At 36.5% G+C, this 14,918-nt stretch carries 17 protein-coding genes and 1 pseudogene; 2 read left to right on the top strand and 16 right to left on the bottom strand.

The window, feature by feature from the left end; translation table 11 throughout:
- Positions 1-93 precede the first annotated feature (93 nt).
- From ACSHWW_RS13860 to ACSHWW_RS13840, 5 genes are read right to left on the bottom strand one after another with little or no spacing between them, the layout of a single operon-like run.
- A complete protein-coding gene (locus ACSHWW_RS13860; protein ID WP_435683063.1) occupies positions 94-471 on the bottom strand; it encodes a four helix bundle protein in 378 nt (125 codons plus the stop codon).
- Between the two features lie 52 nt (positions 472-523).
- A complete protein-coding gene (locus ACSHWW_RS13855) occupies positions 524-931 on the bottom strand; it encodes a PaaI family thioesterase (protein WP_435683062.1) in 408 nt (135 codons plus the stop codon).
- 3 nt (positions 932-934) lie between these two features.
- Positions 935-1,462: a DUF1697 domain-containing protein gene (locus ACSHWW_RS13850; RefSeq protein ID WP_435683061.1), complete on the bottom strand. Its 528-nt coding sequence runs from the start codon at positions 1,460-1,462 to the stop codon at positions 935-937.
- On the bottom strand, positions 1,462-2,640 hold the full coding sequence (locus tag ACSHWW_RS13845) for a 3-hydroxyacyl-CoA dehydrogenase NAD-binding domain-containing protein (RefSeq protein ID WP_435683060.1): 1,179 nt from the start codon (positions 2,638-2,640) through the stop codon (positions 1,462-1,464). The genes ACSHWW_RS13850 and ACSHWW_RS13845 overlap by 1 nt, the downstream gene beginning before the upstream one ends.
- A 41-nt stretch (positions 2,641-2,681) precedes the next feature.
- Positions 2,682-3,464, bottom strand: coding sequence for an enoyl-CoA hydratase-related protein (locus ACSHWW_RS13840; protein WP_435683065.1), 783 nt, complete (start codon positions 3,462-3,464; stop codon positions 2,682-2,684).
- 137 nt (positions 3,465-3,601) lie between these two features.
- Between ACSHWW_RS13840 and ACSHWW_RS13835 the strand changes: the two genes are divergently transcribed.
- Positions 3,602-5,719 carry a T9SS type A sorting domain-containing protein gene (locus tag ACSHWW_RS13835; RefSeq protein ID WP_435683059.1) on the top strand — a complete coding sequence of 706 codons (2,118 nt, stop codon included), beginning with the start codon at positions 3,602-3,604 and terminating at the stop codon, positions 5,717-5,719.
- A gap of 7 nt (positions 5,720-5,726) precedes the next feature.
- Here ACSHWW_RS13835 and ACSHWW_RS13830 read toward each other — a convergent pair.
- The 10 genes and pseudogenes from ACSHWW_RS13830 to paaE form a co-directional block, all read right to left on the bottom strand.
- Positions 5,727-5,801, bottom strand: a pseudogene (locus ACSHWW_RS13830) (PaaD-like zinc ribbon domain-containing protein); the annotation flags it as partial.
- 82 nt (positions 5,802-5,883) lie between these two features.
- The gene (locus tag ACSHWW_RS13825) at positions 5,884-6,807 is read right to left on the bottom strand and encodes a hypothetical protein (RefSeq protein WP_435683058.1); all 924 of its coding nucleotides are present in this window, start codon (positions 6,805-6,807) and stop codon (positions 5,884-5,886) included.
- Positions 6,808-6,901: 94 nt separating this feature from the next.
- Positions 6,902-7,399, bottom strand: a complete 498-nt coding sequence (paaD, locus tag ACSHWW_RS13820; protein ID WP_435683057.1) for a 1,2-phenylacetyl-CoA epoxidase subunit PaaD — start codon at positions 7,397-7,399, stop codon at positions 6,902-6,904.
- A 67-nt stretch (positions 7,400-7,466) separates the two neighbouring features.
- A complete protein-coding gene (locus ACSHWW_RS13815) occupies positions 7,467-7,817 on the bottom strand; it encodes a four helix bundle protein (protein WP_435683056.1) in 351 nt (116 codons plus the stop codon).
- 58 nt (positions 7,818-7,875) lie between these two features.
- Positions 7,876-8,721, bottom strand: coding sequence for a 1,2-phenylacetyl-CoA epoxidase subunit PaaC (gene paaC / locus ACSHWW_RS13810; protein ID WP_435683055.1), 846 nt, complete (start codon positions 8,719-8,721; stop codon positions 7,876-7,878).
- A 57-nt stretch (positions 8,722-8,778) separates the two neighbouring features.
- The gene (locus ACSHWW_RS13805; protein ID WP_435683054.1) at positions 8,779-9,123 is read right to left on the bottom strand and encodes a four helix bundle protein; all 345 of its coding nucleotides are present in this window, start codon (positions 9,121-9,123) and stop codon (positions 8,779-8,781) included.
- A 62-nt stretch (positions 9,124-9,185) separates the two neighbouring features.
- Positions 9,186-9,470, bottom strand: a complete 285-nt coding sequence (gene paaB / locus ACSHWW_RS13800) for a 1,2-phenylacetyl-CoA epoxidase subunit PaaB (RefSeq protein WP_435683053.1) — start codon at positions 9,468-9,470, stop codon at positions 9,186-9,188.
- 51 nt (positions 9,471-9,521) lie between these two features.
- The gene (gene paaA / locus ACSHWW_RS13795; protein WP_435683052.1) at positions 9,522-10,484 is read right to left on the bottom strand and encodes a 1,2-phenylacetyl-CoA epoxidase subunit PaaA; all 963 of its coding nucleotides are present in this window, start codon (positions 10,482-10,484) and stop codon (positions 9,522-9,524) included.
- 55 nt (positions 10,485-10,539) lie between these two features.
- Positions 10,540-10,893: a four helix bundle protein gene (locus ACSHWW_RS13790; RefSeq protein WP_435683051.1), complete on the bottom strand. Its 354-nt coding sequence runs from the start codon at positions 10,891-10,893 to the stop codon at positions 10,540-10,542.
- Between the two features lie 92 nt (positions 10,894-10,985).
- Positions 10,986-12,062 carry a 1,2-phenylacetyl-CoA epoxidase subunit PaaE gene (gene paaE / locus ACSHWW_RS13785; RefSeq protein ID WP_435683064.1) on the bottom strand — a complete coding sequence of 359 codons (1,077 nt, stop codon included), beginning with the start codon at positions 12,060-12,062 and terminating at the stop codon, positions 10,986-10,988.
- Positions 12,063-12,242: 180 nt separating this feature from the next.
- Here paaE and ACSHWW_RS13780 point away from each other — a divergent pair, with 180 nt between their 5' ends.
- A complete protein-coding gene (locus ACSHWW_RS13780) occupies positions 12,243-12,833 on the top strand; it encodes a hypothetical protein (protein WP_435683050.1) in 591 nt (196 codons plus the stop codon).
- A 406-nt stretch (positions 12,834-13,239) separates the two neighbouring features.
- Here ACSHWW_RS13780 and ACSHWW_RS13775 read toward each other — a convergent pair whose 3' ends face one another.
- A complete protein-coding gene (locus ACSHWW_RS13775) occupies positions 13,240-14,760 on the bottom strand; it encodes a GH3 family domain-containing protein (protein WP_435683049.1) in 1,521 nt (506 codons plus the stop codon).
- Positions 14,761-14,918: the final 158 nt, after the last annotated feature.

The raw sequence follows: 14,918 nt of genomic DNA, 5'->3' as shown, positions 1-14,918 counted from the left end.
GTGGATTAGTGGATTAGTGGATTAGTGGATTAGTGGATTAGTGGATTAGTGGATTAGTGGATTAGTGGATTAGTGGAAAATAAAAATTTCTATTTAAAAACTTCTATTTCTCACATACTTCCTTAATGAGGATAGCATTTTAGTTAATTCCGTAATTAATTTTCGGTTTTCTTCGTTTTCTTGTTTAGTGATATAATTTCTTCTTTCAGCTTTTGTACTACAAACAACACATTCATTAGCGCTGTAAATGGCGATGTTTAAATGTTTAATAAATTGAGCGTCACTACCAGGATAACCTTCAGCAATATTTAAAGCTATGGAGTCTGCCGCTCGTCTATATTGACTTGATAATGAATAAAGTTCCTCTTTGGGAAATAGCTTTATTTGTTTCTGAATATGCTCTCCAAAATCAATTGATTTTGAATAAACATCAAGATTTTCAAAGGCAAAATGATATTCACTACTCATCATTCAAAAATAAGTTAACTAATCTTCTAATCATCAAATCTACTCATCTTCTGTATCATTCCCAATCCTTATTAGTCCTATAAACCACTCCTTTAAAAAGCGCAACAAGCTCATCGCCTTTCTTCACCTCAACGATGTTGAAACCTACTTTAGTTTTGGTTTTGTCTAGTGTACATTCTGCAGTGATGTAATCGCCTTCTTCTAGTGCTTCTATGTGGTTGATACTTGTTTCTATGGATACGGCAAACTTACCGTGTGTGTTTGATGAAAAGCCAAAAGCAGTATCTGCCAGCGCATAGGTAATTCCTCCATGAGCATTGCCCATGCTGTTGAGCATTTCTGGTCTAATGGTCATTCCTAATTTCACATGGCCTATTTCAACAGATAGAATCTCAATTCCCAACCAAGTAGAATAAGGATCTAGTGAGAGCATTTTTGCTGGGATATCTTTTCCGTCTATCATCTTTTAAAGTTCTGTAAGTTTCAAAGTTGTATTGTAGTTTCTCATCGTTGATGTAACATCAAGTTTCTTTTCAAAAAAGACGTTGGTCATTTTAGTCTTGCCAAAACCAACACCACAATAGAAGTAAATCACATCATCTATAATCCTAAAAGTCTCGACATCATTTGAGAATCCATCAATAGAAGTTACTTTCTCTGCAACAGGAATTTCACTTAAAAAACCAAAACTCATAAACTTTGAATCCTCTATAGTTCTAGTCTTGAACGGATTTGCTTTTAAGATATCCTTAATCGCATCTTGCTTTTTAACAATAACTGGCACATCTAAGTCAAATTCTGATTTCAACAAATCACCTATGATTTGCTCACATTGCGATGTTTCTAGATCTGTATTAAAAACTATATTTCCCGTTTGTATATAAGTAGTGACTCCATAAAAAGGAGTTTTCCCAAGTGCATCGCGTAACAATGCCATAGGTAATTTATTCTTACCGCTCACATTAACGCCTCGCAATAGTGCTACATATCTCATTAGAATGAGAATTGAGTTCCGGCAGCGTTCATTTTACGCAATATTGGCGAACATCTATAGCGATCTTCTCGGTATAAATCATACATCGCGTCCAGTTGATTCACGCACCAGTCGATTCCTTTTTCGTTTGCCCAGGCGAGCAATCCTTTAGGGTAATTCACACCTTTGGTCATCGCGCTGTCTATTCCTTGAGCTGTTGATATGTTTAAAAACAGAGCGTCAGCAGCTTCATTGATCAACATTACAAGTACTCGATCTTGAATTTCTTTTATGAGTTCAGGAGATTTTACTGGGTCCGCTTTCGCGAAAGCGTGTTCACTATCAACATTCACATAATCATAAAAACCACGTCCTGATTTACGACCTAACCAACCAGCTTCCATCAGTCGTTTTTGAGTCAAAGATGGTTTGTATCGAGGATCAAAATAAAATGCTGCAAAAACAGTCTCGGTCACCACATAATTCACATCATGGCCTATATAATCCATCAACTCAAATGGTCCCATCTTGAAACCCAATCCTTTCAAAGCATAATCTATAGTGGCAAAACTTGCCATTCCTTCTTCATAAATACGCAGCGATTCACTGTAAAAAGGACGTGCCACACGATTCACTATAAATCCAGGAGTATCCTTTGCCACCGCAACTACTTTTTTCCAGTTTTCTATAGTCGCTACACAAGTGTCTGTTACATTTTGAGCCGTTTGCACTGCCGGAATCACCTCAACGAGCTTCATCAACGGAGCCGGATTGAAAAAATGAATTCCTATGCAACGTTCTGGTTTATCAAGTGATGCGGCTATACTGGCTATACTCAAACTTGAAGTATTTGAAGCAATAATACAGTCTTTAGAAACACAAGATTCTAGTTCTTGAAATACCTTTTTCTTGATATCCAGATTCTCAATAATCGCCTCAATAGTCAAATCAGAGTCAGCTAAATCTTTGATAGCATTTACATAAGAAATATTACCTTGAATTCGGTCTTTCTCGGCTGTATCAATACGACCTTTCTCAATCAACCGATTCATTATCTTTTCAAGAGCAGCCTGAGCTTTGTCCAATTGCTCCTGATTCACATCAAACAACTTTACTTGACAACCAGCCGTGGCAGCTACTTGAGCAATTCCACTTCCCATTGTTCCTGCGCCTATAATCGAGACTTTCTTAATTTCCATATTTCGCTATTCAATATTCTTTAATCGATATTCGATATTCTCTATTTGCCCTTGAAATTCGGCTTACGTTTTTCCATAAAACTCGCAACACCTTCAGCATAATCTTCTGTAGCGGCACTTTCTATTTGTAGCTTTGATTCTAGAGCTAGTTGTTCTTCTACCGTATTGTAGAATGATTGATTGAGTGCTTTCTTAGTATTAGCAAGCGCTACTGTTGGTAAATCAGCTAATTTTTGTGCTGTTTTTTGAGCTGTTGCAAGAAAATCTTCATCGGGAACTGCTTTGTAGATCATACCCATTTGGTCAGCTTCGGCGGCTGTAATTTTATCTGCTAGCATCATAGCTGCGCTAGCTTTTCCAAAACCGATTAATCGAGGTAAAAAGAACGTTCCAGCACTATCTGGAATTAATCCTATTTTAGAAAATGCTTGAATGAAAGCAGCACTTTTTGTAGCAATAACTACATCACAACATATGGCAATATTTGCACCAGCTCCAGCAGCGACTCCATTTACAGCGGCTACTACAGGCTTTTCCAAATTTCTAATTTTTAAAACTATGGGATTATAATGATCATCTAGAATGGCTTTAAATCCTGGATTTAAATCCGGATTTGTGATTTCTTGGATATCCTGTCCTGCACAAAATGCTTTTCCTTCACCTATTATTAAGACAGATCTCACGGCATCATTTGCAGCACAATGATCTAACGCATCTTGCATTGCAAATGCCATCTCGCGATTAAAGGAATTGAATACTTGTGGTCTATTAAGAGTTATAGTTGCAACGCCGTTATCGACTTGCAGTAGGATAGAATCTGACATAAATGATTTTAATTTATAAAGATAATGTTTGTTACGCTTTCGCGAAAGCGAGATCCACCATCCTATCCCATTCAATTAAAAGATTTAAAATTTAAAATAGCATATAAAATTCTTACTTTTATACAAACTTTTAAGTTATGAGAACTGTAATTTCCATTTTTGCACTATTTATTTCATTTTTCTCTATTGCACAAAATGATCTTGAGTTTCAACTTGATGCAGGATATGGTCCTAAAGGTGGCTATACGGACCTGACCTACACGGTAACAAATATTTCTCAAAACACGATCAGCAATCTGGTAATTACTCATCCCGATGCTGTTACAACAAGTTTCACTTTGAGTCCTTCAACTCTCGCTCCTGGAGCAACGGCGACAGCGACTGGCAGAAAAGCAATCTCTGGTAACGCGTCCATTCTAGGATCTACACAAGCAACGGTAACTGGAGCTATGAATGGCGTAACTATTACAGAGCAATCAGATGGGCTTGATGCGCAAGGAAATAGAATACCCGATGGTGTGTCCACCTATTTTATAAGTACACCTCAAAGTTATGGAGTTATTTATGTGGATGTTGATTTAGACTCAGCTTACACTCCTAATGTGGATACCATTATCCCAGGTGCTGTTATTAATGCTGTTAACTCTGATGGGCTTACTATTCAAGTGATTACCAATGAAACAGGATGGTGGTACATAGACCCTTTTTCATTAGGCACATTCACTGATGATTTTATAGCAGTAATTGATCAGAATTCTTTTCCTACTGGTATTTCTAATTACCAGTTAGTAGATGGGACTTCACCTTTTCAATTAGCACTAACATTGGCACATCAATTTGAATACAGAAATGGTTATAGTGATGGTAGCACCAATTTTGGGCTTATGAAAGCTACTGCATTTCTGGATGAAAATGCAAATGGTACTAGAGAAGCCAGTGAATCTCAAATGCCTTTTATAAAATTTGAGTTTATAGCAGATAATGACCCTACTACGAGTACCACCATTTTTAACGGAAATGGTGTTCCTGTTTTAAAATCTGACCTTAATCCTGGAATACAATTGAATGACGTTAATGCTAATTTATTCCAGCACTCTAATTTTTTTACAATAAACACTTCTAACTTTGATGACATCACCACAACTGCTGGTGTGACAACAGATCTAGAATTTGCAGTAACAGAGGTTTCAGCTAGCAATAGAGACGCTGGTGTAAATTTAACTAACATTATATCGCCTAATCCAGGTTTTGATAGCAAGGTTTCACTAGTCATATATAATGTATTAAATGGAGCTGCAACAGGAATGGTAGATTTCACAAATGACCCTAATGCAAGTATCATCACAATTGAAGATGTTAATGGTGTTGACCTAATTGCAAATGGAACTGCTACTCTTACCAGTACCGGTTTTAGCATGTCATACAATCTTTCAAATTTTGCAATTGAACGTTATACAGTTATTATGACTACACCTACTACAGGTATACAAATAGGTGATACATTTACACATACTGCGATGATTACGCCTAGTTCTTTAGACAATAATTCCAATAACAATGTGGCAAACTTTAATGTTGACGTGGTAGGATCCTATGATCCAAATGATATGACTGAAGCACGTGGTCCTAACATTCCTATCAACACTTTTTCTAATAGTGATTACTTAGAATACACTATAAGATTTCAAAATTTAGGAACCGCAAGTGCGCAGTTTGTACGTATTTTATCTACTTTAAATAACAAGCTGGATATGTCAACCTTTGAGATGATTACTGCCAGTCATAATTATACTTATTCCATAAATAATGGCAATGAACTGGATTGGTTCTTTGATGACATACAGTTAACAGCAGAATCATTAGACGAAAACGGTAGTCATGGCTTTATACGATACAGAATTAAACCACTGCCTGGTTATGCAGTAGGAGATGTTATAGGAGCAAGTGCTGGTATTTATTTTGATTACAATCTTCCCGTGATTACTGAATACTGGACTACAACTTTTAATGCACCGGCATCAATAAATGATGTTCAACAGATTTCTTTTTATCCTAATCCACTAGAAGGCAACACTATTTATTTAAAGGACATTGCCAATGGAACCTTCAGAATATATGCTCTTGATGGTAAGGAATTATCTACTGGAGTAATCAATGACAGCAAGATTATCTTGAACAACATTAAACCAGGATTATATTTTTTAAATATTAAATCAGGAGGCGAGAATAGTGTGCTTAAATTCTATAAGCAATAATAAAGACTTATTTCAAACACTTAAAATAATCAAACGGCTCTAGACAATCCTCACATTGAAACATTACTTTACAAGCAGTTGAACTTTATAAGTTAAAAAATTATTAGTCACCAAAAGTATTCCTTGTAAATTATTTTAGTACTTGTTATTGTCATCTAATCAGCTTATTGGTAGAAAAACTTATCCTTTATTACATATAACCATGTGCCACCTGTGGTAGTATAACTTACTTCATCTACATTACCATTAGAGTCTAGACTATAGTCCACGTCCATAGGCCAATTCTCTCCTGATGAAACATTATGTGTGCTAATGATATTCTCAGAAAATAGTCTAGTAGGAAAATCATAATTTAAAGATCCACTTAAATAAATAGGCATTAAGATTGACTTGAGATTAGCACCATAGGTGTTTTCCATTATTTGATTTACTGGATTTATAACTGAAGTGTAGGTGGTATCCCAATTACCTGAAGTTGTAGTCACCATCGTGTTCAAATTTAGACTTGAATTGGTTCTTGATTCTATATTATTTGTTCCGTTATAGTTTATATTCATACTAATAATAAAGTCTTGTATAAAATGCACTTTTTGTTCAATTAACTGGCCATTTGCATTTAAAATAAACTCGCGGTCCAATATAGGTGTTGATGGAGCTCCTGTATTAATGGAATTGTACATAACTTCAATCCTGTTCGGTAAATAGACAAAATCATTTCTATTACCAAATCCATTAGATGGAGAAATAGTACGTACCGAAGCTAGAGTACCATTTGTATTATAGTCAAAAAATTGATCAGGATTTATGCCGTTAGTAACAATTGATATCAAATCGCCATTAATATTATAGTTATAGTTTGAAATCAATACGTTCCCAGCGCCACTATAATGCTCAGATATACTTATTCTACCGTTTGATAAATAATTTATAGTTGAATCAATAACGACTGAAGGATTAGACTGATCATATAACAAGCTAATATGTTTAGCTAAAGTTGGGTTATTCTCTATTTCATTATCGTCCGATGAGCAAGAATTAATGAAAATAATTAATAAGATAGACAGGCATGTGTAAATTATATTTTTCATAAGGCTGATTTTTATTTAAGATGCAAGAACTAGTTAATGGTTGCGTGAATTCCAAAATATTTTGCATTTTTATTAGTTAACTAGATCATGTTTTCTACTTCAAACACTTAAAATAATCAAACGGCTCTAAGCAATCCTCACACTGGAACATTGCTTTACAAGCTGTAGAACCGAACTGGCTCACCAACTTAGTATTCTTCGAACCGCAGTTGGTACATTTTACCAATTTCTTATCATTGAGGAGTACATCTTTATCGGCAGTTTCTTCTAGCGGTGCAGCGATACCGTATTTTTCAAGCGCTTCACGACCACGCTCGGTAATCCAATCAGTCGTCCACGGCGGACTCATAATTAACTGAATGTTTGTAGTATACCCATGTGCAGCAAATGCTCTTTCTAAATCATCACCTATTACATCCATGGCTGGGCAACCGCTGTAAGTAGGTGTGAGTTTTATAGTAATTTCTTTTCCTTCTACGATTACTTCTCGTATGACTCCTAGATCAACTACGTTAAGAACTGGAATCTCTGGATCTTTGACTGACTCAAGAATATTTTGTAACTCCTGTGGTATGTTATAGTTTTGAATCATTTTGAATATCGATCAAGGAAGAGGTTATTTTGAAATCGAAATCGAAGTCGAAGTCGAAATTGAATTATTATGATTTGTTTTTAATTATGGTTACTACTATTCTAATTAATTGATCATTCTCATCCCTTAACGCTAGTAACTTACTTTCATCAATTAGCCTTGCTTTTTGCTGAATATTAAGATTTCTTAGACATTCTCTCAACTCTTTGAGAGTTATTCTTAATTTATTAATTTGATCTTTAACAGTTCCAGCACCCAAGGCCTCTCCATAATTCAATGCTGTTGAGCAGCTAGATCGAATTAATTGCTGGGCTAAATATTGCGCTGCATAAGAACTTGGCATTTTAGAATAAAGAGTTATTACTGAAGCTGCAAAATTTTCAAGCCTATCTGCTAAATCATAATCACTTTTTCCCATTTTCTACAATTTAAAAAATTTCGACTTCGATTTCGATTTCAACTTCGTCTTCCTAACTCTACCACTTACTATCCGGATATGTTCTCTGCATATACTGCATATCTGCAAGAATATAACCCATGTGCTCGCTGTGGAGTCCTTCTTTTCCGCCTTTTTGGAAATATTCAACTTCTGGGATTTCGAGTGTTGCGGTAGAAAGTAATTCTTCAACTTTTTCGTAATAATAGTCACGTAGTTGAAGCATATCTGGCGCAACTCCAGCTTCTATCATCGCTTTATCGGCAGCAGTGGTTTGAAAGAGTTCATCGGTGTAAATCCATAAGTCATTTACGGCTTCTTGAACTCGGCGTTTGCTTTCTTCAGTCCCATCGCCCAGACGTTTTAACCAGTCGCCAGAAAAACGCTCGTGATAACTAGCTTCTTTTATTCCTTTGAAAGCGAGCGCTCGTAAAGTTTCGTCGGCACTTTGCTGTAAAGCGTTTAAAAACATCTTGTTATAGACATCAATGAAAAACTGACGTACAATCACATATCCAAAATCAGTATTAGGTTGTTCTACTAGCAAAACATTTTTATACTCACGTTCTTTTCTTAAAAATGCGATATCATCTTCAGTAGATTTATCACCGCGTAATTGTGCGATGTATTGATAAAAGCTACGCACTTGACCTAACATGTCTAGTGAAATATTAGTAAGTGCGATATCTGGCTCAAGATTAGGTCCATGACCACAGAGTTCTCCCAGTCGCTGACCGAGAATTAAGTAATTATCTGCAACTCCTAGTAGGTAGTTGATTAGGTGTTGTTTGTTTTCCTTTGATTCAAGGAATTGCGGGTTTAATTCCTTGATAGGCGTTGAAGAATTTGAAATCGCATTCGAGTTTAAATTTGAAACGGTATCCATATTAAATATTGTGATTTTTAAACTTAAATCTAAACTGAAATTTAAATTTAAAAGGGTTTATCTTTTGTTTATAATAGCTACTAGAATTCTTACGATCTGTTCAGCTTCGTTTTGCAGTCCAGTTAAAGACTTTGCATTTCCTAAATTAGCTTTAAGCTGAATCTTTAAATTATTATTACACTCTTTAATTTCCTTGAGTGATATTCTAAGTTTATTGATTTTATCCTTTTCAGTTCCTGCTCCAGCAAACTCACTAAAATTTAATGATACCGAGCCAGATGATCTTATGAGCTGTTCAGCATAATACTTAGATGCATATGTTTTGGCAGGTTTATCAAAAACCTTAACCCCATCAGCAGCAAAACTGATTAATCTATCTTCTAAATCATAAGGCTTACTCATCAATTTTTAAATTTAGATTTCAACTTAAGTTTAAGTTTAAAACATATGTCAAAGCAGAGCTTTTACATATGTTTTAGTTCCTCAGGCAACTCATAAAAAGTAGGATGTCTATAAACTTTATCACTTGCAGGTTCAAAAAGCTCGCCGCTATCATCAGGGCTACTGGCTGTAATGTTATTAGATTCTACTACCCAAATGCTGACTCCTTCATTTCTACGAGTGTAAACGTCTCGTGCGTTATTCATTGCCATTTCAGCATCTTCGGCATGCAGGCTGCCGCAGTGTCTGTGTTCTAGTCCGTTTTTAGATCTTATAAAAACTTCCCAAAGTGGTATTTCTTGATTCATATTTCCATTGATTAAATAGCGAAGCCGTCCTTCGACGGCTTGACTTTATAATTACACTGCTTGCGCAGTTTTTTCTTTCTTTGCTTTCTGCTTAGCAGCATAAGCTGTTGCTGCCTCACGTACCCAAGCTCCGTTTTCCCAGGCATTACGTCTATCATCTAGACGTTTTTTATTCATAGGTCCGTGCCCTTTTACAACTTGCCAGAACTCATCCCAATCAATCTCTCCAAAATCATAACTTCCAGTTTCTTCATTCCATTTCAAATCTGGATCTGGAATGGTAAGTCCTAATAGATTTGCTTGAGGAACGGTCTGGTCTATAAATTGCTGGCGCAACTCGTCATTAGTTTTACGTTTCAACTTCCATTTCATGGATTGTTCTGTGTGCGTACTCGCCGCATCTGTAGGACCTAACATCATTAATGATGGCCACCACCAACGATTCAATGCATCTTGAGCCATTTCTTTTTGTTCCTCACTTCCATTACAAAGCGATAACATAATCTCATATCCTTGACGCTGGTGGAAACTTTCTTCCTTACATACACGCACCATTGCACGAGCATAAGGTCCAAAAGATGTACTACACAACGGCACCTGATTGATAATCGCAGCACCATCTACCAGCCATCCAATCGCGCCCATATCTGCCCAAGTCATTGTTGGATAATTGAAAATCGATGAATATTTTGCTTTGCCAGAATGTAAATCTTCATAGAGTTGCTCACGAGTGATTCCTAAAGTTTCACAAGCGCTGTATAAATAAAGTCCATGTCCAGCCTCATCTTGAACCTTTGCAAGCAATGCTACTTTACGGCGCAACGATGGCGCACGAGTAATCCAGTTACCTTCTGGCAACATTCCTACAATTTCAGAATGGGCATGCTGGGAAATCTGTCTGATGTGTGTCTTACGATACTTCTCAGGCATCCAGTCCTTTGGCTCAATCTTTTCATCTCTGGCAATTTTAGCATCAAATTGCTCTTCTAAATTCTTGATTTCTGCTTCACTCATGTCGTATATATTAATATTATTAGCACTTGGCTTTTGGCACTTAGCGCTTAGCTTTTTATTTTAATTTATTCCTCAGACTTCTTATCATTTTTGCTAGTTCTATCAGTAAAGTTCTTAACTTTAAATTCGTTTCTTTATTGATATAACCTCGTCTGAAAGCAAGTGTAATACAACTTACACATTCTCTAATAGAACCTTCAGCAATTTTCAAGAACCTATTAAATTGTGCATCTGTATCGCCATGACCTTCTGCGATGTTAAGCGCGATACTATTTGATGCTCTAGAAAATTGAGAGTTTAAACTATACATTTCATGTTTAGGAAATGAAGTTAGAGAATTGTGAGCTTCATCAATAAAATCTAATGACTTTTGATAAATCTTTAAATTCTCAAAATTAAACTCATTCATATTTATATTAATTTATTATTTGCTTATTAATGACGCTTTCGCGAAAGCGAAATAATCAAAAACTCTAAGCACTAAGTGCTAAGCGCCAATAGCTAAACATCATAATCCACCACCAACTTTTTACTCGTCGGTACGCTTACACAACTAAGTCTATATCCTTTTTCTACTTCTTCATCAGTCAGTGCGTAATTCACTTTCATTTCTACGCTTCCTTCTACGATTTTACACTTGCACGTACTACACACGCCGCCTTTACAGGCATAAGGTAAATCTGCTCCTGCGGCAATGGCTGCATCGAGCACATTATCGTGATCCTTTCCTAGCACAAAATGGAATTCTTTACTTCCATCTATAATCGTCACGTCCACACCATCTACTTTTTTCTCTAGCGCTGCAGCGGCTCTTGCTTTATCTTCTTCACTTAGACCACTTACAAAAAGCTCAAAATGAACGTTTTCTTTTTTCATTCCTGCCGCGACGAGTTCATCTCTTATCAAGAAAATCATGTCTTCAGGTCCACAAATAAAAGCGTGGTCCGTATGCGGTGCGTTAATTAAAGTCTGCGTGAGCGTTTGTAACTTTTCTTGATCAAATCTTCCATTAAATAACGGAATATCTCTATGCTCACGACTTAAAAAATAGAAGACTTCAAAACGACTTAAATACTTGTTTTTCAACGCCTCAATCTCTTCCTTAAAGATAATAGATTTAACCGTTCTGTTGAGGTAGAATAACTTGAATTTAGCATTTGGCTCACTGGCTAGATGTGTTTTAATGATACTCAACATAGGAGTAATTCCACTTCCTGCAGCAAATGCTACGTAATTTTTAGCCTCATTTTCTTCATAACAATCAATCCCAAAATCACCGCTAGGCGCAGCGACTTGTAGCGTATCGCCAACTTTCAATTCACGATTTACATAAGTAGAAAACTTACCTTCAAATATTTCTTTAACAGCTACTTTCCATTCACCATCCAGCGGACTGCTGCACAATGAATAACTGCGACGTAAGTCTTCACCGTTAATAATCGCACGCAAGGTTAAAAATTGACCTTGACGGTACTTAAATTCTTCTTCGAGCTCTTGTGGAACGTTAAAGGCGATTACCGTCGTGTCATCAGTCTCTTTATAGACTTGCGATAGAGTTATGTTATGGAAGTTGCTCACAGTTGTTAGGTCGTTAAGTTCACACAAAACTAACACTTGTTAGTTTGGAAAGCAAATTTGTATTATTATGGCTCGATAGCTTGTGTTTGTCACGCTTTCGCGAAAGCGTACTCCACAAAATTTTAATCTTTAACGTCATTTTCACGACCATAAATAGCCGACTCTCGTATATTGCTGTATATGAAGTATCCTAAAATTACAGCGCCCGATTCCATTATCAAACAAGCAGAAAAAGCGATGTCTTTTTATCCTGCTTTGAAAGACACTGAAATCATATTCAAGTTCAACGATATGGTGCGTAAAAACTTCATGCAAGCACAGCCTACTTGGAAAAGTCTATTCAAATCACGTAACAATCGCAGTTATATTATATTGATTAGTAAGGAATTTAAGGTTGAAAATGAGATTTTTACCATTAAGGAAGTGCCAAATGATGTATTAATAGGCTGGCTAGGCCATGAACTAGGTCATGTGATGGATTACCGCGCTAGATCCACAGTAGGAATGATATTTTTTGGACTCAAGTATTTGTACTCTCATTCACACATTCAAGAAGTAGAACGCGCTGCAGACGATTATGCCGTGCGTCACGGAATGGGTGAATACATTTTAAAAACCAAAGAATTTATCTTGAACCATACCAGCCTGTCAGAAAAATACAAACAGCACATGCGCAAATTCTACCTATCTCCAGAGGAAATTCTAGAATTAATCAATCGTTATGGAGAAACTGGCGAAAAGCCCAGTAAAGAAGAACTGGCGCCGCATTAGGTTTTTAGGTTTTTGCTTTTTTTGCGCGAGGTCTGAGGTACTCGAAGACAGACTTTCAAATTCAGAGTTCAAAGTTCAGAGTTCAGAGTTGAGTGGAAAAATCTAAAATCCTAACGCTCGAACAGATGTCAGTTCGAGCGAAAGACGAGAACGATTAATATAGGTAATTTAGATTCAAGTTTCAACCAAAATGCGAGGTTCGAGGTGTCACACTGAGCCTGTCGATGTGCACTCAAAGACCGATTTGAGGTTTTTTATAGCTTAAAACACCGCATTTCGAGAACCTCAATGCTCGATATAGTTACTTAACCGAGGTCTGAGGCACTCGAAGACCGTATTAAGTTTTGTAGATGAATCAAATGGTTATCAACACCATCACTACTCACCGACTCAAAAACTAACCGACTCACAGACTACTTACAAACTCTTCCCAAGCCTTAAATTTCTCTTCGTCCATTACTTTTTCCATTTTTACTTGACCACCTTTTTTCTTATTGTGATCGCTCCATTGAGAAAAAGTTTCTGGTTGTACTTTATGGACTTGGACGCCTTTTAAGGCTTTAGATCTTGCGACTTTATAATTTTTATTGGCTTCTTGAAGGGATTGATCTAGAGCTTCAGCAAGTTCTTTTTCTGAGGTTTCTGTTTCTGTTCCTAAGTACCAGACATGGTGGAAATCTCCATCTATTTTCTTAGCACTTACCGTAAACTCTTTTATACTGGTATTGAATTTTTCTTGTAATTCTGTAATCGCAGTTTTCATTTTAAGAACCGATAACTGGCTACCTACTACGTTCAAGAAAAACTTAGTACGACCGGTAATTTTGATTTCGGCACGTTTCACGTCTGTAAACTTAATGGTATCACCTATGAGATAACGCCACGCACCAGAAACAGTCGAAATGATTAAGGCATAATCTACTTCTTCCTCAACATCTGCCATGGAAAGTACTGGAGCATTTAATGAGATACTTCCGTCTTGCTCTACGTATTCTGGTTTAAAAGGAACAAACTCAAAATAAATGCCACCATCGGTTATGAGTTCCATAGAACTGGTTTCTGGACGTTGCTGGCATGCGATAAAACCTTCACTAGCTAGGTAAGTATCTACAATTTGCACTGGCTTGGTAAATAGTTTTTCAAATGCTGTACGATATGGCTCAAAAGCAACACCACCAGATGTATAAACCGATAAATTAGGCCAGATTTCATGAATAGAATCTACCTTATGATAATCCATCACTTTTTTCAACATCATTTCCAACCATGATGGAATACCACTTAACATTCCGATGTCCCAATTTTTGGCTTCTTCGGCGATTCTTTGAACGCGTTCATCCCAATCATCTATGGATGATATTTCTTTTCCAGGTCTGTAGAATGAATCTAAAAATTCAGGTATTTGACTTGCAGATATGCCGCTGATCTCACCAATTGTAAATCCGTTTTCTTCTACTAAATCTGTCGAACTTCCTAAGGCAAGCACCTCACTTTCAAAAACATCGCTGGACAAATCAAAATTAGTGAGCGCACTAACTTGCTTAGTTCCTGCAGCTTTTATGGCTGCAATCATCTCGTCGGTTACTGGAATGGTTTTGGACTTTTTTCCAGTCGTTCCGCTAGATCTTGCGAGAAATTTTGGAGTTCCTGGCCATGCGATATTGGGTTTTCCTTCTTTCATGCGCGACCACCATTGCTCGTCCATTTTATGATAGTCGTAAAATGGTACAGCTTCTGCAAAAGCGTGCTCTAAATCATTATTTTCTAAAACACCGTCAAAATCATAATACAAACCAAATGAGGTATTCTTTGCTGTTTTTAAAAGACTTTTTAATACTTCACGCTGCGCTTCAACATGATTTGAAGTTGAAGTAATAGACTCGTGAAGATTTAATGCTGTCTTAATAATAGGACCTAACAATGCCATTGTGATTGATTTTGCTCAAAAATAAAACTAAGACAGAGCATTTTTGGTTAAGGTTGTTGTAATCTTTTATGTATGGAATGAGGAATGAGGAATGAGGAATGAGGAATGAGGAATGAGGAATGAGGAATGAGGAATGAGGAATGAGGAATGAGGAATGA

Source organism: Nonlabens sp. (genome assembly GCF_051251825.1).
GTDB lineage: Bacteria > Bacteroidota > Bacteroidia > Flavobacteriales > Flavobacteriaceae > Nonlabens.
Note: the sequence above shows the minus strand (reverse complement) of the source record. Positions and strands in the feature narration are given on the sequence as shown.